Origin of the sequence: Proteinivorax hydrogeniformans, from assembly GCF_040515995.1 — a bacterium.
Lineage (GTDB): Bacteria > Bacillota > Proteinivoracia > Proteinivoracales > Proteinivoracaceae > Proteinivorax > Proteinivorax hydrogeniformans.
Map to the genome: position 1 here is coordinate 1,109,237 of NZ_CP159485.1, position 18,512 is coordinate 1,127,748.

The window sequence follows — 18,512 nt, forward strand, 5'->3', positions numbered from 1 at the left end:
ATTTATATTATGAGGTTAACCTAAAATAGTTCTGTTTAAATAAAACAAAAAACCTTAGCCACATTGACTAAGGTTTGAAGGAATTGTCTTTTTTTTATCAAATATATATATATTAGTTAGTCTATGGAGATGTTTTTGATAGCTTCTTTAGCAAACTTTGTTGTAACAATATCTTCATAGTTGACTTTTGCATCTAGCTCACCAGCCAAAATACATATCTCTTGTAGTTTGTCTAAGGCATCTTCCCGAAGTAATGGATCTTTAGACCAGGTGTCTTGTTGCTGATATCTTTTAACAGCTGACACTAAAATATCAAAGTCAGTTTCTGCAAATGATGGACGAATTACTTCAGCAATTTCTTCAGGCGTATGGTTGTCAACCCATATTTGTGCTCTGTAAATGGCATTTGTAAATTTTTGAATTATTTCAGGATTTTCATCAATATATCTTTCTGTAGCGTGGTAAACTGTATATGGGACTTCGCCTCCAGCTTCCCCGAAAGAAGCTACTACATGCCCACTGCCTGTACTTTCAACCATGGATGCTCCAGGCTCAAATAGCTGAACAAAGTCACCAACGCCGTTTTCAAAAGCTTGGGCCGTGGCTCCAAGGTCTATATTTTGGATAATTTCTACATCTTCGTGGGGGATAACATCGTTATGGTATAATACATATTCTTGTACCATTTGAGGAACTCCACCAGCTCTTCCACCGATGATTTCTTTGCCTTTTACATCTGTCCATTTAAAATCCGGCATAGGCTCTCTTGCTAAGAAAAATGAGCCATCTCTTTTTGTGAGTTGTGCAAACGCTACCAATCGGGTATCTGTCTGCTCTCTAGCGATATACACTGCGGCCTCAGGCCCAAACAAAGCTATGTCTGCACTGTTAGACAAAAGAGCAGCGGCCCCTCTGTCTGCTCCCCATGCAATTGCAAGTTCGACATCCAATCCCTCTTCTTCGAAGAATCCTTTATGAAGAGCAACGTATTGTGGCGCATAAAATACTGAATGGATCACTTCAGATACTCTAACCCTAGGAAGAGCATCTTCCTCAGAGCCATTACATCCCGTCAATAATACTGAACTGGATAAGAATATTAAAGCTAGAAAGATATAAGCCACTTTTTTCAATTCAATCACTCCTTTCCTTGTACAAATATTATATTTACTTTTTGAACTTTTGTTACAATGAAGGTATAGTTATGGTATAATGAACCAAAAACTTAATATAGGAGGTAGGAAAATGAAAGTATCAATTATTGGTTGTGGCAGGGTGGGTACTACTACAGCGTACGCAATTGCGTTGCAAGGACTTGCTAAGGAATTAGTGCTGGTTGATATTGATAATGAAAAAGCACAAGGGGAGGCCTTAGATATTGTACATGGAACAGCCCAATTACCTAACATATCTGTTTCTGCTGGCGGATATCAAGATACCGCAGGTTCCGATGTTGTTGTAGTAACGGCAGGAATACCAAGAAAACCCGGTGAAAGCAGGCTAGACCTAGCTAAAAAGAATGTTCAGGTAGTTTCGGATATAGTGGATGAAATAATGAAGGTTAATACTTCCACTTATATTCTGATGGTTTCTAACCCTGTTGACATCATGACGCAAATAGCTTATAAACAATCTGAGCTGCCTTTTAACACAGTTTTTGGATTAGGTAATGTGTTAGATCAATTAAGGTTTGAATCTTTGCTAGGTGAATATTTAGGGATACACCCGGCTAATATTAGTGCTATGGTTGTAGGTGAGCATGGAGATTCGATGGTTATTTTGGAGGAAGACACCTATATTTCCGGTGTGCCATTAGATAAATATAAGGTAGTATCTTCTGAGACCATAGAAAAAATTAAGGAAAATACCATAAAAGGTGGAGCGCAAGTTATTCAGAGAAAGGGAGGGACATTTTATTCAGTAGCATTAGCAATTTGCAAAGTAATCTCAGCAATACATAATGATACAAAAGAAGTTTTGCCGGTGTGTTATTATCATAAGGGTAATGATACAACTTATAGTGAACCTACTATTATTGGCAAAAACGGAATAGAGCAAGTAGTAAAAGTTAATTTACCTTCTGATAAACAAGACAAACTTCAACACTCTATAAACACAATTAGGTCAATGTTAGACGAAGTAAATTTTTAGCTGCATTTAGGAGGTATAAGAATGTTAAAAGCAAAGGAGTACAAGTTACTCTTAGTTTTAGGTTTAGTACTTTTTGTTATAACTGGGTGTGAAATGTCTGCTTTATTGGACTATGAGCCTGAAGAAATTTTAAACGAGGTTAAGGAAAACTTATATCAGCATGAAAATGTACAGTTTCACATCCAATCCAGCGCTCAAGATGATGGGGCTGGGGTAAATGTTTCATTACAAGGCGTAGAGATTTTTGATAAAAACAAGACTTATTTAATTGGGGAGATTGGTCCAAAGCGTGTGGAATTTTATCAAAAAGATGAGCTAGCTCATATAAGAAGAGGATCTATTACTGAATGGACAAGTGTTTCCGAGTTTGATGATCCTCGTCTAAGTAGCTTAATAGCTGCACCATCTCATTTAAAAGAATTGATTGATATAGGTGATTATGAAATAATGGATGATTATGCCATAATACAGGATGAGAAGGTTTTAGTGATTTCTGGTTCTTTAAAAGAAGATTATATTCTAGACTATCTTAAAGAGATAAACTTTATAATTGATGATGAGAAAAAAGAAGACGACGAGGGTAAAGAAGAGTTTATAATAGGGGTTTCCTTTTATATTGACCAACAGGTGGAACTACGCAAGCTTGAGATATTTGTAAACAGTCAATCCGGAAAACACTCGCTGTTGAAGGAAATAAATGTTCTTAATAGTAATGTTGACGTTGAGATAGAAAAACCATAGCTTATTTAATAATATGGAGGCCTAAATGTGAAAAAAGTTACTGTAAAGCATTTAACAAACAAGTTTAAACTGGGGATTTTTTGGGGAGAAAGTATTTTAAAAGATAAGTATATTACTGTTAAAGACATTAGCAGACCAGCCTTAGAACTTGCAGGCTATGATGCATATTATCCCAAAAAAAGAATTCAGGTTTTAGGAAAAACAGAATTAACGTTCCTAGCTAGTTTAGATAGGGCTGTACAAAAAGAGCGATTTAAAAATCTTTTACTTGAATCAGTACCCTGTATTATTCTGACAAGAGGCTTTAAACCCACTAACGATATGTTGGATTTAGCTGCTAAAAGTCAAATCCCCATATTGGGAACTGACAGAACAACAACTGATTTTATTGCACTTTCAACAGACCTTTTAGATAGAGACTTAGCTCCTACCAAAACAATTCATGGAGTGCTAGTAGATATTTATGGTGTAGGAGTGTTGATAAAAGGACAAAGTGGCATAGGTAAAAGTGAAACTGCCTTAGAGCTAATAAAAAGAGGACATAGATTAGTATCTGATGATGCAGTAGAACTTAGAGGTATAAGGGAAAGAGCTATTGTCGGTGCTGCCCCTAAGGTTTTAGAACACTTACTAGAAATTAGGGGTGTGGGATTAATTAACGTTGTTAGCTTGTTTGGGACAGGTTGTGTCCGCAGCCAAAAAACAGTTGACTTAGTTATAAACTTAGAACATTGGGATGAGAAGAAGAGTTATGAGCGCCTTGGTCTAGATAGGCACTTTTTTACCGTGCTAGGGGTGGATATAGAAATGCACACAATCCCTGTAGCACCCGGGAGAAACTTAGCTATAATTATGGAAATAGCTGCTATGAACCATAGAGCTAAAAAGTTAGGAACCAACACTCCAGAAGATTTTACAAATAACTTAAACGCTTTAATTAAAGGTGATGAAAAATAAAGATGGCCAGAGTTTAATTCTAATTTAAAAATTCAGGGGGAGTCTATGAAAAAACAAAGTAATAAACTAAAAAATACTTTCAACTTAAAATTTACCAATCGACTTGGTTTTCAGATCACCATTGCGATGATTATAGTTACAGCTTTAACAACACCTTTTAGTGCTTTTCTAATGGAAAGATTAGATAGTGTTGAGTTAGCGACTGACGCTAGAGTAATGGCAATTTTATTTACTTTTTTAACTAACGGCATAACTGTTATTTTAAGTGTTTTATCTGTTTTGGTAGTAACCCATATTTTGATTATCAGACCTGTAAAAAAAATACAAGGTCTAGCACAAAGGATTGCTAGGGGTGACCTTAGAGATGACGAGCAAAAGTATCCTAAAAATCAGTTAGGTGAGCTAGCTTTTGAAATGCATAAAATGATGGACAATAATAAAGCTCTTATGACAAGAATCCGCAGCATGGCAGTGGAGCTATCAGAAGCTTCAGATAAAATGAGAAGGGGAACATCTGAGGTTAGCCAATCTTCGGAGCAGATAGCTAGCTCCACTCAACAGGTAGCCTCTCAAGCGGAAGTACAAGCTGATTTTTTAGACGATGTAAATAATTTGGTTTCAAATAGCATGGATAGTCTTATGCAGATTAGTGATCAGTCCGAAAATGTAGAAAAAAGAACAACTACAGCCATAGATAATATAGGTGCTGGCGAAAGGTCTGTAAAAGATGTTTTTGCATCTATCAATAATATCAGTAATGATATTACCAGTTTAGCAAAACAGCTCAAAGGTTTAGGTTCTGAAATAGAAAGAATAAACGAGATTGTAGAGATTATTTCAAATATATCAAACCAAACAAACTTGCTTGCGTTAAATGCTGCTATCGAGGCTGCTAGGGCTGGTGAAGAAGGAAAAGGGTTTGCTGTTGTAGCTGAAGAGGTAAGAAAGCTAGCTGAGGAATCGCATAGTTTTACAGAAGAGATACGAACCATTGTGGATAAGATACAAGTTAAAACCGAAGATACAGTACAACAAATGGATGACAGCAGACAGACTGTTGATGACGGTGTAAAAACAGTGGAGAAAACCGGTCAAGTTATACAAAATACTTTACAGCAGACTGAAGGGGTTGTAGAGCAAATACAACAGGTTACCACTAAAATTTCTACTCTGTCAGAGGAAACAAGTCCAATACTTAATCAGACCAAAAAGGCCAAAGATATATCTCACAGTAACCTTACTAACTTTGAGACTGTAGCCGCGTCGATGGAGGAACAAACAGCACTGACAGAAGAAATTAATTCTATAGCTGAAAGCTTAGAGGAATATTCTTCTGAATTAGAAGATAGAGTAAAAACTGTTAAGTTATAGGATAGAAATACCCACTTTTATAAGGTGGGTATTTTTTTTGGCATTTTTTCAGTTTAAATTAAATAAAAATTAAGAAAATAAAGGAAAATTGAGATTAGAAAAAGAAATCAATATTAAGAGAATATTACAAAAAAAGGTGGGATTTTTTGTGAGGATAGAAAAACACCCAATCAAAAGCTTTAAGAGGGGGGAGGAAATTAGCTTTTATTATAACGGGGAGGCCGTAACAGCCTTTCAAGGTGAAACCATAGCAGCTGCCCTACATGCAGCAGGGCATAGGCAACTAACTAAAAGTCAAAAATACGGCAGGGATAGAGGTCTTTTTTGTGCTATTGGAAAATGTTCGGCGTGCCTTATGGTGGTAGATAATGTTCCTAATACACCGATATGTACCACAAAAGCAAAACCTGGCATGAAAGTATTTAGTAAATAATTGGGAGGGATAGCTTTGTGATTGAGATTGATGCTTTGGTAGTTGGTGGTGGTCCTGCGGGAATTTGTGCTGCGTCAACTCTAGCTGAGAAAGGCTTAGAAGTTTGGTTAGTGGATGAAAATGATCAGCTAGGAGGACAACTAGTTAAACAAACCCATAAATTTTTTGGTTCAAAAGAACATTATGCAGGTGTGAGAGGTATTGATATTCCACAGAAAGTGGACCTTTGTAAAGTGAAGGTGCTATCTAATACTTCTGTATTAGGGTGTTATAAAGATGGTGTTTATACTTTAATTATAGAGGAAAAAACTTATATTAAGGTCAAGCCTAAAGGAGCAGTTATAGCCACCGGTGCCCAGGAAAAATTTTTACCTTTTGAAGGCAACGATCTACCCGGCGTTTATGGGGCTGGGGCTGTACAAACTTTAATGAATAAAGAAGGAATATTGCCGGGGAAAAAAGTTTTAATGATAGGTGCTGGTAATATCGGCTTGATTGTAAGCTACCAACTACTTCAAGCAGGTGTGGAGGTGGTAGCAGTGATAGAGGGAGCAGATAGGATAGGTGGGTATTGGGTTCATTCAGCAAAGGTAGCTAGAGCATCTGTTCCTATACTGACAAACCATACTATTTTAAAAGCAGTGGGTAAGTCTGAGGTAGAAGGTGCTGTTATAGCTAAACTAAACAGCAATTGGGAAGTTGAACCTAATAGTGAGCAGACCTTTGAGGTTGATACCATTTGCCTATCAGTAGGGCTGGCGCCAATAAATGACCTTTTATGGCAACGAGGATGTCAGATGCAGTATGTTAAGGAGTTAGGTGGATATGTCCCCAGTAGAAATAAATTCTTAAAAACATCTGTTGACAATATTTATGTTGCGGGAGATGTAAGTGGTATAGAGGAAGCAAGTAGCGCAATGGTAGAGGGAAAAGTTGCCGGCTTAGCTCTTGCAATGGATATAAAGGGAGAAAACTTTGAAATGGAGATAGAGCAGGCATTTAGAAGCTTAAAGTGGTTAAGAGAAGGCGAAACCGCTCTTAACCTTAGAAAAGGACTTGAAAAAATTGGGGTGATTGAATGTTAAAAACAGTTGGTATTGCTCAAAAGGATGACCTAATCGAGGTTATGCCTAGTTTACAACGTTTAAAACAAGGGCCTGTAGCAATTTTTGAGTGTTTTCAACCAATCCCTTGCAACCCTTGTGAAAACAGCTGTCCTAAAAATGCAGTTGTAATCGGAGAGGATATAAACAACATCCCTTTTGTTGATCATGATAAGTGTAATGGATGCTCAAAATGTGTAAGTGTCTGTCCAGGTTTAGCAGTTTTTTTAATTGATTTAAGTAAAGATAAAGGAAACGTTACATTACCCTATGAATTTTGCCCATTGCCTAAAAAGGGTGAAGAAGTTTATGGATTAGACCGTAGTGGTAAAATTGTTGAGATATGTACAGTTACTAATATTCGCACAGCAAAATCTTTAAATAGCACTACCTTATTATCAATTGAAACCTCTAAAGATAAAGTTAACGAGATAAGGTTTATCAAGCTTAAGGAGGAGAACAATGAAAGATAATGTGATTGTATGCAGGTGCGAGGATGTCACTGTTGGTGAAATTAAAAAACTAGTAGCTGATGGAATAAATACTCCAGAGGAGATTAAACGAATTACTAGAATGTCTATGGGTTGTTGTCAGGGTAGGACTTGTGGTGGGATATTACAACAAATTCTTAGCAACTTGTTGAATGAACCAGTAGATGAAATAAAACTTTGGGAAAAAAGGCCTCCTGCAAAGCCAGTGCTTATGAAGGCGCTTATAGGAGGTGACACCGATGAAAGCTAAAGCTAATATCGTTATAATAGGTGGGGGGATAGTAGGAACCTCGCTAGCGTATCATTTAGCTTGTCTTGGAATTAAAGACATAGTGGTGTTAGAGAAAGATTATCTAGCTGCAGGTTCTACAGGACGTTGTGGTGCTGGTGTGAGACAACAATGGGGTCTTAAAATGAACTGTATTTTAGCTAAAGAAAGCATCGCAGAATTTGAAAAACTATCTGAAATGATCCCCACCGATTATGATTTAGAGTTTAAGCAAAAGGGGTATATGATGTTAGCCTATGATCGAAATATGGCCAATCAGTATAAAAAGAATGTGCAACTACAGCGTACTTTGGGTATTGAAGTTGACTATCTTAGCCCACTAGAGGCTAAGGCAATTGTGCCTCATTTAAATACTGAAGGAATGGTTGGAGCTACCTTCTGTGGCAAAGATGGGCACCTAAACCCCTTTACAACTACGTTAACATATGCCATCGGAGCTAAGCGGTTAGGTGCTGAGATTTATAAGGGTACGGAAGTTTTAGACATGAAGCTAGAAAAAGGCAAAGTAAGTAAAGTTATAACAAACAAGGGTGAAATAGATACTGGACTTGTTATAAATGCAGCGGGACCATTCTCAAAAAATATTGCTAAAATGGCAGGGGTAGATATACCAGTTTACTCCGAACGACATCAAATACTTGTAACTCAACCTATAAAACAGATACAAGACCCCATGGTTATTTCATTAAAGCACGGTTTTTACTGTCAACAAACTCCCCACGGCAGTTTTATTATGGGTTTTGGTGATCCTAATGAATTAAAAGGTACAGACACCACTTCTACATGGAACTTTTTAGAGGAGATGGCAGAAAAAGTGCTGCCAGTTTTGCCACCCCTTAAAAATTTAAAGGTTGTGAGACAATGGGCTGGCTCTTATAATATGACTCCAGATGCTCAGCCTATATTAGGAAACTCAGAGGATGTTGAAAACTTTTATATGGCAGTTGGCTTTAGTGGGCATGGATTTATGATTGCACCGGCAGTAGCTAAGGCCATTTCAGAAACCATAGTAGGAAAAAAACCGACTGTTGATATTTCAATGCTTAGATTAAAAAGATTTGAGGCCGGTAATTTAATAAAAGAACCGTCCGTTGTGTAGTTAAAAAGTAAAACAAAGCTAATTAACTACGGAAATATTGAAACAAGGTACATGCTAGGGTCGATTCAGGATTTGGAATTTGCCTCTGGGTTACGGAGTTTCTCTGCTGTTTCTCAACATGTTCGGCACCTTTAGCTTATGAGACGACATATCCATGTCTCTGATGTTAATAAAAGCTATCTCAACGCCAAAGGCTTTCTCACAGGGAGAAAAGACGCATCCAAACAATACACCCTGCCGGCAAAATGCCAAACCCTTCATGTGGTAAAGGGCCCTGGGACCAAAACTCTATCCCTATCCAACTTCCTTAAACCGTAGAGGGGGATTCATTCCCCGAGATTTAAGTAAAGATATATGGTCTTACTCAAAACCATGTTAGGGTCGATTCAGGATTTAGCATTTACCTCTGGGTTACGGAGTTTCTCTGCTGTTTCTCCACATGTTCGACACCTTTGGCTTATGAGACGACATATCCATGTCTCTGATATTAATGAAAGATAGCTCAACGCCAAAGGCTTACTCACAGGGAGAAAAGACGCATCCAAACAATACACCCTGCCGGCAAAATGCCAAACCCTTCATGTGGTAAAGCGCTCTGGGGACTCAAAAATCTATTCCTATCCAACTTCCTTAAACGTAGAGGGGAATTCATTCCCCGGGATAAGCAGACTAGTGTGGTCTTTTTTTGACGTCATCCTGAAGCTTGCTGAAGGATCTAGCCCAAAGGGCGCAGGACCCACGCAAAGCTCAACCCCATGCTCAGGTCAGTTCAGGGTTTGTCATTTACCTCTGGGCTACGGAGTTCCTCTGCTGCAGACAGCTTAGAAGTACCCATCTTCGTTGTTGCAATTGCTAGCCCAGATCAGTCACGTATTAGAAGATACGCTCCCCCCCCCTGGCCCATCAACTGCGCCTAGAATCTAGGCACTTCTAAGTATTCCGGCCATTTGGGTTTCCCTATATGGTTACCAAAAATGACTCCAACTTCTAACTTCCCACTTCTCACTACTATTACAATACGCCCTGCCGGCAAAATGCCAAACCCTTCATGTGGTAAAGCGCTCTGGGGACTCAAAAATCTACTCCTATCCAACTTCCTTAAACGTAGAGGGGAATTCATTCCCCGGGATAAGCAGACTAGTGTGGTCTTTTTTTGACGTCATCCTGAAGCTTGCTGAAGGATCTAGCCCAAAGGGCGCAGGACCCACGCAAAGCTCAACCCCATGTTCAGGTCAGCTCAGGGTTTGTCATTTGCCTCTGGGCTACGGGGTTCCTCTGCTGCAGACAGCTTAGAAGTACCCATCTTCGTCGTTGCAATTGCTAGCCCAGATCAGTCACGTATTAGAAGATACGCTCCCGCCCTGGCAACTGCGCCTAAAATCTAGACACTTCTTGGTAGTCTGTCCATTTGGGTTTCCCTATATGGTTACCAAAAATGACTCCAACTTCTAACTTCCCACTTCTCACTACTACTACAATACGCCCTGCCAGTAAATGATAAACCCTCCAGTAAGCTCAAGCGGTAAAACTACTACTGTATCTAAGACCAAGCAGAATAAGCAAATTTAAAGTGAGTTTCAGACCCAGCATGTAGCTAATTTATACGTTTTCGCGGCCAATTGTTTTTAGTATTGGCAATTAGTTAACTTCATCTTAAGGCACGACGGATGGCCTAGCCCGCAAGGACGTTAAGAACAAACCCTAGTTGGCCACGGTAAACATAACGAAATAAGCTACATGCTTGGTTCAACCCCATTCATATTATGTGACCATGTAGGAAAGCCCCTGTTTTAAATGCAGCAGGTATAAAATATAGACACTGTTCTTTTTTAAGTGTATGTTATTAGCAAAATCCCCTCCAGTTTAACGAAACCCATTTATTTGCAGACCAAGCAGAATAAGCAAGTTTAAAGCCTGTCCTTTGGCCCAGCATGTAGCTAATATATACGTTTTCGCGGCCAATTGTTTCTGGGTTTTAAGCCTTTACATCTCTAGCAGCCCAAATGTGGCATTGGTTTTATCTCAAACTCCAATTTCCAACTCTCACTTCTCATTACTCAATTAATATTGACTTTAGAATGTATTTTGCTTATAATTATTGTTAAACTATACATATAAAGGTTTTGATCAGGAGGAGTAGGTACTTACTGTTGTTCAGAGAGGGAGATTAAAAGCTGCGAGTTTCCCCAACAAGTGGTTCTGAAAGTCGCCTGAGAACTGTTTCCCCTACGCACTGCTAAGGGAAGCCGGGCACTTTAGCCCGTTATCATATCCGAGAGCTGATAAACTATATCAGAACTTAGGTGGTACCACGGAGGCCAAACCCCTTTCGTCCTATGGATGACAGGGGTTTTTTATATTTATTTAGTTTAAGGAGGAATATAAATGGAAAAAACATTTACCCCACAGAATTTCGAACAAAAATGGTATAACACTTGGATGGACAAAAATCTTTTTGCTCCTTCTGGCGATAAGAATGCCAAGCCTTATAGCATAGTAATTCCACCACCAAATGTAACTGGAGCCTTGCACTTAGGTCATGCTTTAGATGGCACCTTGCAAGATATACTGGTAAGGTGGAAAAGGATGCAAGGATTTGATACTCTTTGGATTCCTGGCACTGATCATGCTGGCATAGCTACTCAAATAAAAGTTGAGGAGCACCTAAAAAAAGAAAGTGGAAAAACCCGTCACGATTTAGGCAGGGAAGAATTTTTAAAGCTAGTATGGAAGTGGAAGGATGACTATCACAAGCGAATTACATCCCAATTTAAAAAGCTAGGCGTTTCCTGTGATTGGTCTAGAGAAAGATTTACGCTAGATGAAGGCTGCTCGGAGGCCGTCAAGGAAGTATTTGTAAAGCTTTACGAAAAAGGTCTTATCTATCGTGGTAATTACATCATAAATTGGTGTCCGCGTTGTAAAACTGCTTTATCTGATATTGAGGTTGAACATATAGATAAACAAGGAAAGCTATGGCATATAAAATATCCTATAGTTGATTCTAATGAGTATCTTGTGGTTGCAACTACAAGACCTGAAACCATGCTAGGAGATACAGCGGTAGCTGTAAATCCAAAAGATGAAAGATATTCACATTTGATAGGTAAGAAAATAGTGCTGCCGATAACTAATCGAGAAATACCTATTATTGCTGATGACTACGTAGATCTTGAGTTCGGCTCTGGAGCGGTTAAAATTACTCCAGCTCACGATCCTAACGATTTTGAGATGGGCAAAAGACATGATCTAGCAAATATTGTAGTTATAGATGAGGATGGAGTTATGACAGAAAAAGCCCTTCATTTTAAGGGGATGGATAGGTTTGAGTGTCGTAAAAATCTAGTAGCAGAACTTGATAATAAAGGCCTCTTAATCGAAATAGAAGACCATGATCACTCTGTAGGGCATTGCGAAAGGTGTGAAACCATAGTTGAGCCTTATCTTTCTGACCAATGGTTTGTGAAAATGAAGCCGCTAGCTGAGCCAGCAATTGAAAAGGTTAAGGACGGAAAAACTCAGTTTGTCCCAGAAAGGTTTACTAAGATATATCTCAACTGGGTAGAAAATGTAAGAGACTGGTGTATATCAAGACAACTTTGGTGGGGCCATAGAATACCTGCTTGGTATTGTGAATGTGGTGAGGTAATAGTAGCTAAAGAGGAGCCAACTCAATGCTCTAAATGTAACAAAACACAGCTTAAACAAGATGAAGATGTTTTAGACACATGGTTTTCTTCAGCATTGTGGCCTTTTTCCACCATGGGATGGCCAGAGCAAACCGACGACTTAAATAGATACTTCCCAACATCCACACTTGTAACAGGGTATGATATTATCTATTTTTGGGTAGCACGGATGATATTTACTTCGATAGAATTTATGGATGAAACACCTTTTGAAGATGTTTATATCCATGGTCTTATAAGGGATGCCGAAGGAAGAAAGATGAGTAAATCTTTAGGAAATGGCGTTGATCCTTTAGAGGTTATCGAAAAACACGGCACAGACACTTTACGCTTTGCTTTAATAACAGGCATAGCCCCAGGAAATGACACAAGATTTAGCCAAGAAAAGCTAGATGGCAGCGGGAATTTTGCAAATAAAATCTGGAATGCCGCTAAGTTTGTGCTTATGAACCTAGAAGACTTTGACGGTAAAGAAGTTAAACACTCGGAACTTACTTTAGCTGACAAGTGGATACTAAGCAGGCTTAACTCAACAAAAGCAGATGTTACTAAAGAGCTTGAACGCTATGAACTAGGCAACGGTGCAAAAGCCATTTATGACTTTTTGTGGAATGAATTTTGTGACTGGTATATAGAGTTAAGCAAACCACGTTTGTATGGCGAAGATGATAGGCAAAAGCAAGCAGCTATGTGGGTGCTTAACCATGTTCTTGAAGAAACAATGAAGCTTCTTCACCCATTTATGCCTTTTATATCGGAGGAAATATATAGTCACCTACCATATAGCGATGGATACTTAGTAACCTCCCCATGGCCACAAAAAGAAGAAAAGCTTGTGGATAAGCAAGTAGAAACTTCCTTTGGTTCAATTATGGAAGTTATAAGAGCTATTAGAAATATAAAAAGTGAAATGAATGTGGCAAACAATAAGGATGCAGAGGCGATAATTTTAGCCAGTGATGAGGAAAACCTAGAAGCGATAAAGCAAGGAGAACTTTATATTAAACCATTAGCTGGCCTTAAGGATTTAGTTGTAAAAGCATCAGGGGAAAAGCCGCAAAAAGCGATGTCTAAGGTGGTAAACATAGGTGAAGTTTATATGCCGCTTTCAGGACTTATTGATATCGATGAAGAGATAAAAAGATTACACGGTGAGGTTAAAAACTTGCAGTCTGAAGTTACTAGAGTGGAGAAAAAGTTACAAAACCCAGGTTTTGTAAATAAAGCTCCTGGACATATCGTTGTAAAAGAAAAAGAAAAAATGGAAGACTATAAGCAGAAGCTACACAAAGTTCAACAAAGAATCCAGGAGCTCGAAAGTTAATGAGAACCTTAGATTTAATTAACTCTTTAAAGACATTTGGTATGAATAGCCAAGGTTGCCTAAGAATGAAAAAATTATGTAGTCTTTTAGGCAATCCAGAACAGAAAGTTAATGCTATACATGTAGCAGGAACTAACGGAAAGGGTTCAGTAACAGCTATTTTAAGCAGTGTACTTAAAGAACAGGGTTACAAGGTGGGAGCTTATACATCTCCTGCCTTAACAACCTTTGGAGAAAGGATACAAATTAACGGAATTTTTGCAAATGATAATGAGCTAGATAAATACTATGACAAAATAACTCATGCTATAAATGCACTTAAAGGGGATCCTTTAGGAGAGCCTACGGAGTTTGAAGTGGTTACCGCTCTTGCTTTTTTATATTTTGTAGATAATAAAGTGGATATAGTGGTATTAGAAGTTGGATTAGGTGGGCGTTTTGATGCAACTAATGTAATAGAAAAACCTCTAGCATCGGTCATAACTTCGATATCAAAAGATCATACTGCAATCTTAGGTAATACTTTGCAAGAAATTGCTGCTGAAAAAGCTGGGATTATAAAGAAAGATTCTCCTATAGTGCTTGGAAAGCTAAAGGAGGATGCCTATCTTACGATTTTAGATATTGCAAAAAGTGTTGGTGCTCCTGTTTTTTTGGAAGGTGATGCCGATATTACCTTCCACAATTACGAAGGCAAAAATCAGGTTGTCTCCGTTAACAACACTTTATTGAAGTTATCGTTATTAGGCAATCATCAATTGGAAAATTTAAAAACTGCCTTAAAGGTTTTAGATGCTATAAAAAAACAAGGGTACGAGATAGAGGATAAAGTTATTTTTAAATCACTATCAAAAGTAAGGTTAACAGGTAGATTTGAAATCTTGAAACAAAAAGAAAAGGAAATAGTGTTTGACGTAGCCCACAACGAGGCCAGTTATTCAGCCTTTCTAGACAACCTTAACGTAATATATCCTACAAAGAAGATACTAATAATTTTAGGCATGTATGCCGACAAGGATACGGATAAGGTAGCTAAGCTATTATCTAAAACAGGGTATGAAATCATGACAACTACCCCTGATAATGAAAGAGCACTAGGAGCAAAAAGTTTGTCTGATTTACTTAGAAAAGAAGGCGTTAAAGTTATAAAAACAATAGAAAACCCAAAACAAGCAGTTTTGGCGGCACTAGAATTAAACTACGACATAATATGTGTAACTGGTTCCTTTAGCACGGTCGGCCCCGCAAAGCTTGCGGTGCAAGGTTAAATAAAGCTTCAGCATTTTGCTGAAGCTTTTTATTATGGTTATAAACTATTTTAAGTATATTAAATAACTAATCCTATTGCATAACTTGGTCTTTTGGTGCTATAATTAAGTTCTGTACAAAGAAAGATAGGTGGTGAGAAGCTTATGGAAAATGGAAATATTATACCTTTTAGTAGAGGAGCAGACTTTTATTACGCTCGCGCAAATAACAGCTATTTAAAAAACAACATGGATGAAGCCATTTTTTATTTAAAGAGAGCAACCCAAATAGAACCGGATAACTTAATAAACTTATTCAACTTAGCTTCTATGCTTTCTGAAGTGGAAAAGTTTGAAGATTCTAATAAAATATTAAAAAAAATAATTAAAGAAGATAAAGAAAATAACATGCCAGAATGCTGGTATTATTTAGCATATAACTATGGCCAGACGGATAAGTACAAAAAAGTAAAATCATGTTTAGATAAGTATCTAAAGCTAGCACCGGAAGGTGAATATGCTTCTCAATCAGAAGAAATACTTTCAAATATTAGAAACTTTCAATATGAATTTGAGGCAAAAGACCAAAAGGAATTGCAAAAAGTAGAAAGAGTTTGTGCCGAGGGTGTTGAGCTTGTAGAAAAAAACAAGTTTAATGAAGCTATAGAAGTTTTTGAAAAAGCAATTGCTTTAAATTCCAAATTTATAGCGCCAAGAAACAATATCGCACTTTGCTATTTTTACAAAGGGGATGTGGATAGGGCGATACAAAGTACTGAAGATGTGCTAAATTTAGACCCTGAGAATATTTATGCTCTTTGTAATTTGGCTACATTTTATCATGAGGATGGAAATGAAATAGGGTTAAAGAACATTTTAAACAGACTTTCAATGTTGGATCCTATGCATACAGATGAAGAGCTAAAACTGGGTTTGACTTATGGATCATTAGGAAAGCACAACTGGGCATATGCAATGTTCAGCGCTATAATAGAAGAAGAACCGAGAAACTTTCAGATTGTTTACTTTTCTGCTGTAGCTGCCTTTAATATGAAAAAGTATAAGTTAGCATCAAAGCATTTTAAACGCCTTCATGAACTAGAACCACAAAATCCTTACACAGAGCTTTATCAAAACTATATTGAGGATATATTTGCTGGGCAATCCTCTTTTGAACCAATATCTTATGAAATTAAGCTTCCCTATAAATCTGTCATGGATATAATTAAAAAGTTAAGCTCTTCCGTTGAAAATGTAGGAGAGTTGATGAATGATAAAAAGCTTATTGAGGGATTAAATTGGGCTTTAACCAAAGAAGCAAGCATGACAAAAGTGGTCGTGGATTTAATTTTGAGTATGGATAACTCAGCCCTTCATCGACTTTTAATTGACTTTGTTTATAATGTCCAAGTTAAATATGAGGATCGAAACTATGCTTTTTGTGAAATGGTTGATAACAGCATATCTTTTGCTGACAAAGCAAATTGGCCAAAAAAAATAAAAGCTCAGGTTTTCACATCAAAACAACAAGAGGTATTAGAGGTTACACTACACTATTTACAGAAAGAGTTTAGCTTAGCGCAAGTTTACGCAGCGCAAACTCTTTGGTCAGAATATGTTAAGGAAAATAGGCCAATAATTAAAAAGGTTGAACTATGGGCAGCTTCTTTGATAATCTTAGTAGTTGCTGAAACTAGTAAGAACGTTAAACAAAACAAAGAGGATGTTCTAGAATACTTTTCTGCTAACCCTAAAGGTGTCAGCACTAAGATAAAAGAATTGAAAAAAGGTTTAAAGGTATTTTAATATTTGCCCTACAACGCTTATGTTGTGGGGTTTTTTAATAAGACGTATAATTTTTAACGACAGGGAAGATGTTAAACTACAACATTTTGCCAAAACATGCTATAATTCTATTAAATTATACTTTATGTTAGTTTTTATTTTATAATGAGGAGGAATAAAATGATATATACTAAGAAAGTTTTGGGATTAGAGGTTATTAATTTAAGTGATGGGAAAAAAATAGGCAAGATAAAAGAAGTGATTTTTGATAACAAAAGTAAAAAAGTAGTGGCCATAGAGATATACGAAAAAACAGGCCTTTGGAAAAAAACATCGGATATTTTACCTATCGAGGAACTAAAGGGAATGGGTAAAGATTCAGTAACAGTGGACGAACCAAAAACAGTTGAGGAAATTAACAAAGGGTTAACTAACTTCAAATGGTCAAGTTTATCAGGGAGAAAGGTAATAGAGGAAGATGGTTCTATAATAGGTACCGTTTCTGATATATCTTTCAAATTTCCGGAAGGTGATATCGTCGAGGTAGAAGTTAACCAAGCAAAATCAAAAGTATTAGCCAGCAAAGAAACTGTTTCAATCGAAAGGGTTAGAGCTATAGGAGAGGACGCCATAATAGTTTATAATGAATAAAAAGGAGCATCACAATGTTGAAAGTTGAACTAATCATAGATGGGACGCCAAAAAGCTGCTGCTCTAAAGGTGGAAGTTGTGAAAAAGGCAAATATGAAAAAATAATTGAGGATTTTAAGAAAGATAGTGCAAAGCAAATTCAGTATGAAATAATAGACTATAACGATTTAAAAGAAAATAGTTTCAATAACAGTAAGGATATTATAGCAGCGGTAGACCAGGGTCTGATTAACCTACCCATTGTTATAATTAATGGATTGCCCAGATTATTTGGTAGGTTTGATCATCAAGATTTAAACGAAATTATAAAGTGACTCGAAAATCTCCGTTGTATTACATACGACGGAGATTTTCTGTGTTTAAGGTAACTGCTTATAAATTTAAATAATATTAGTGGTCTGATGAAATAATTACAGTTTTCCGGTTATACTATATAAAATATAAGAATAAAAATTAGTTAAATAACTTGGAGGTGAATATAATGAGTCATTTACATGTAACCGATGGTGTTTTAGATTTATGGGTAATAATAATCGCTAATGTGGTTGCTTTTGGTTTGCTGTGTTATACATGTTTCGCAATGGTCAAAGATAACGATAAGTTTTATAATAATTTGGCAAAATTAGGGGTAGTGTCAGCTCTAATGTTAATTACAATGTCAATTCCTTTAGGCCCCATTCCTGCTCATTTAAGCTTAGTACTAGTTGCCGCTTTACTTTTAGGTCCCAATTTAGGCTTTATATCAATTGTTATAGTTAACCTAATTCTAGCCTTAATTGGGCATGGTGGAATAACTGTCTTAGGTTTAAACAGCTTAATTATGGGTGTCGAACTACTTATAGGATTCTATCTGTTTAGCTTTATGTTTAATAAAATTAGCTGGAGAAAAGCTATAGCAGTATCCGTTGCCGGGGCTTTAGTAGTGTCAGTTACTCTTATGGTAACAACTTTAGTTTTTGCAGGCCAAGATGTTTCAGAAGCGTTCCAATCTTGTTCCACCTGCTGTAACCAGTTAGATACTGTATCTAATGAGCAAGGAAATGGTCATAGCCATGGCGGGATATATCTTTTTTTAGGAACAGTAGGCGCTGGTATACTACTTGAGATATTGGTGGTTTTGGCAATCGTCGGATATATTCGAAAGGTTAGGCCTGACTATTTGGTGAAAGGTGGAAGTTAAG

The 18,512-nt window shown here is 37.2% G+C and carries 17 protein-coding genes and 1 other annotated feature; of the genes, 15 read left to right on the forward strand and 2 right to left on the reverse strand.

Going from position 1 to position 18,512, the window contains the following annotated elements; translation table 11 throughout:
* Positions 1-116: 116 nt before the first annotated feature.
* Entirely contained in the window at positions 117-1,124 is a 1,008-nt protein-coding gene (locus tag PRVXH_RS05260; protein WP_353894547.1) for an ABC transporter substrate-binding protein, read from the reverse strand.
* Positions 1,125-1,245: 121 nt separating this feature from the next.
* Here PRVXH_RS05260 and PRVXH_RS05265 point away from each other — a divergent pair, with 121 nt between their 5' ends.
* The 9 genes from PRVXH_RS05265 to PRVXH_RS05305 all read left to right on the forward strand — a co-directional run bounded on the left by PRVXH_RS05265 (position 1,246) and on the right by PRVXH_RS05305 (position 8,635).
* Positions 1,246-2,151, forward strand: a complete 906-nt coding sequence (locus PRVXH_RS05265) for a malate dehydrogenase (protein ID WP_353894256.1) — start codon at positions 1,246-1,248, stop codon at positions 2,149-2,151.
* Between the two features lie 21 nt (positions 2,152-2,172).
* Positions 2,173-2,892, forward strand: a complete 720-nt coding sequence (locus PRVXH_RS05270; RefSeq protein ID WP_353894257.1) for a hypothetical protein — start codon at positions 2,173-2,175, stop codon at positions 2,890-2,892.
* A gap of 27 nt (positions 2,893-2,919) precedes the next feature.
* On the forward strand, positions 2,920-3,849 hold the full coding sequence (hprK, locus tag PRVXH_RS05275) for an HPr(Ser) kinase/phosphatase (RefSeq protein WP_353894258.1): 930 nt from the start codon (positions 2,920-2,922) through the stop codon (positions 3,847-3,849).
* Positions 3,850-3,894: 45 nt separating this feature from the next.
* The gene (locus tag PRVXH_RS05280; protein ID WP_353894259.1) at positions 3,895-5,220 is read left to right on the forward strand and encodes a HAMP domain-containing methyl-accepting chemotaxis protein; all 1,326 of its coding nucleotides are present in this window, start codon (positions 3,895-3,897) and stop codon (positions 5,218-5,220) included.
* Between the two features lie 148 nt (positions 5,221-5,368).
* A complete protein-coding gene (locus PRVXH_RS05285; protein ID WP_353894260.1) occupies positions 5,369-5,653 on the forward strand; it encodes a (2Fe-2S)-binding protein in 285 nt (94 codons plus the stop codon).
* 17 nt (positions 5,654-5,670) lie between these two features.
* Positions 5,671-6,738 carry an NAD(P)/FAD-dependent oxidoreductase gene (locus PRVXH_RS05290; protein ID WP_353894261.1) on the forward strand — a complete coding sequence of 356 codons (1,068 nt, stop codon included), beginning with the start codon at positions 5,671-5,673 and terminating at the stop codon, positions 6,736-6,738.
* Positions 6,732-7,229: a 4Fe-4S dicluster domain-containing protein gene (locus PRVXH_RS05295; protein WP_353894262.1), complete on the forward strand. Its 498-nt coding sequence runs from the start codon at positions 6,732-6,734 to the stop codon at positions 7,227-7,229. The genes PRVXH_RS05290 and PRVXH_RS05295 overlap by 7 nt, the downstream gene beginning before the upstream one ends.
* The gene (locus PRVXH_RS05300) at positions 7,219-7,497 is read left to right on the forward strand and encodes a (2Fe-2S)-binding protein (protein WP_353894263.1); all 279 of its coding nucleotides are present in this window, start codon (positions 7,219-7,221) and stop codon (positions 7,495-7,497) included. Before PRVXH_RS05295 ends, PRVXH_RS05300 begins: the two co-directional genes overlap by 11 nt.
* Positions 7,487-8,635: an FAD-binding oxidoreductase gene (locus tag PRVXH_RS05305; protein ID WP_353894264.1), complete on the forward strand. Its 1,149-nt coding sequence runs from the start codon at positions 7,487-7,489 to the stop codon at positions 8,633-8,635. Before PRVXH_RS05300 ends, PRVXH_RS05305 begins: the two co-directional genes overlap by 11 nt.
* A 913-nt stretch (positions 8,636-9,548) precedes the next feature.
* Here the strand turns inward: PRVXH_RS05305 and PRVXH_RS05310 are convergent.
* Positions 9,549-9,710, reverse strand: coding sequence for a hypothetical protein (locus PRVXH_RS05310; RefSeq protein WP_353894265.1), 162 nt, complete (start codon positions 9,708-9,710; stop codon positions 9,549-9,551).
* A 1,039-nt stretch (positions 9,711-10,749) separates the two neighbouring features.
* Positions 10,750-10,975, forward strand: a binding site (T-box leader).
* Positions 10,976-11,020: 45 nt separating this feature from the next.
* Between PRVXH_RS05310 and PRVXH_RS05315 the strand changes: the two genes are divergently transcribed.
* The 6 genes from PRVXH_RS05315 to PRVXH_RS05340 all read left to right on the forward strand — a co-directional run bounded on the left by PRVXH_RS05315 (position 11,021) and on the right by PRVXH_RS05340 (position 18,511).
* Positions 11,021-13,648 carry a valine--tRNA ligase gene (locus tag PRVXH_RS05315; RefSeq protein ID WP_353894266.1) on the forward strand — a complete coding sequence of 876 codons (2,628 nt, stop codon included), beginning with the start codon at positions 11,021-11,023 and terminating at the stop codon, positions 13,646-13,648.
* Between the two features lie 65 nt (positions 13,649-13,713).
* Positions 13,714-14,916, forward strand: a complete 1,203-nt coding sequence (locus PRVXH_RS05320; protein ID WP_353894267.1) for a folylpolyglutamate synthase/dihydrofolate synthase family protein — start codon at positions 13,714-13,716, stop codon at positions 14,914-14,916.
* Between the two features lie 144 nt (positions 14,917-15,060).
* Positions 15,061-16,701, forward strand: coding sequence for a tetratricopeptide repeat protein (locus PRVXH_RS05325; RefSeq protein WP_353894268.1), 1,641 nt, complete (start codon positions 15,061-15,063; stop codon positions 16,699-16,701).
* Positions 16,702-16,860: 159 nt separating this feature from the next.
* Positions 16,861-17,331 (forward strand): PRC-barrel domain-containing protein, encoded by a 471-nt coding sequence (locus PRVXH_RS05330; protein ID WP_353894269.1) that lies wholly within the window; start codon positions 16,861-16,863, stop codon positions 17,329-17,331.
* Positions 17,332-17,345: 14 nt separating this feature from the next.
* Entirely contained in the window at positions 17,346-17,645 is a 300-nt protein-coding gene (locus tag PRVXH_RS05335; protein ID WP_353894270.1) for a hypothetical protein, read from the forward strand.
* A 167-nt stretch (positions 17,646-17,812) separates the two neighbouring features.
* A complete protein-coding gene (locus PRVXH_RS05340; RefSeq protein WP_353894271.1) occupies positions 17,813-18,511 on the forward strand; it encodes an energy-coupling factor ABC transporter permease in 699 nt (232 codons plus the stop codon).
* Position 18,512 lies beyond the last annotated feature (1 nt).

Bases quoted from the DNA above. Each gene is read 5' to 3' on its own strand.
- PRVXH_RS05265 (WP_353894256.1), top strand. From the start codon at position 1,246: ATGAAAGTATCAATTATTGGTTGTGGCAGGGTGGGTACTACTACAGCG.
- PRVXH_RS05270 (WP_353894257.1), top strand. From the start codon at position 2,173: ATGTTAAAAGCAAAGGAGTACAAGTTACTCTTAGTTTTAGGTTTAGTA.
- PRVXH_RS05280 (WP_353894259.1), top strand. From the start codon at position 3,895: ATGAAAAAACAAAGTAATAAACTAAAAAATACTTTCAACTTAAAATTT.
- PRVXH_RS05295 (WP_353894262.1), top strand. From the start codon at position 6,732: ATGTTAAAAACAGTTGGTATTGCTCAAAAGGATGACCTAATCGAGGTT.
- PRVXH_RS05300 (WP_353894263.1), top strand. From the start codon at position 7,219: ATGAAAGATAATGTGATTGTATGCAGGTGCGAGGATGTCACTGTTGGT.
- PRVXH_RS05305 (WP_353894264.1), top strand. From the start codon at position 7,487: ATGAAAGCTAAAGCTAATATCGTTATAATAGGTGGGGGGATAGTAGGA.
- PRVXH_RS05315 (WP_353894266.1), top strand. From the start codon at position 11,021: ATGGAAAAAACATTTACCCCACAGAATTTCGAACAAAAATGGTATAAC.
- PRVXH_RS05320 (WP_353894267.1), top strand. From the start codon at position 13,714: ATGAAAAAATTATGTAGTCTTTTAGGCAATCCAGAACAGAAAGTTAAT.
- PRVXH_RS05325 (WP_353894268.1), top strand. From the start codon at position 15,061: ATGGAAAATGGAAATATTATACCTTTTAGTAGAGGAGCAGACTTTTAT.
- PRVXH_RS05330 (WP_353894269.1), top strand. From the start codon at position 16,861: ATGATATATACTAAGAAAGTTTTGGGATTAGAGGTTATTAATTTAAGT.
- PRVXH_RS05335 (WP_353894270.1), top strand. From the start codon at position 17,346: ATGTTGAAAGTTGAACTAATCATAGATGGGACGCCAAAAAGCTGCTGC.
- PRVXH_RS05340 (WP_353894271.1), top strand. From the start codon at position 17,813: ATGAGTCATTTACATGTAACCGATGGTGTTTTAGATTTATGGGTAATA.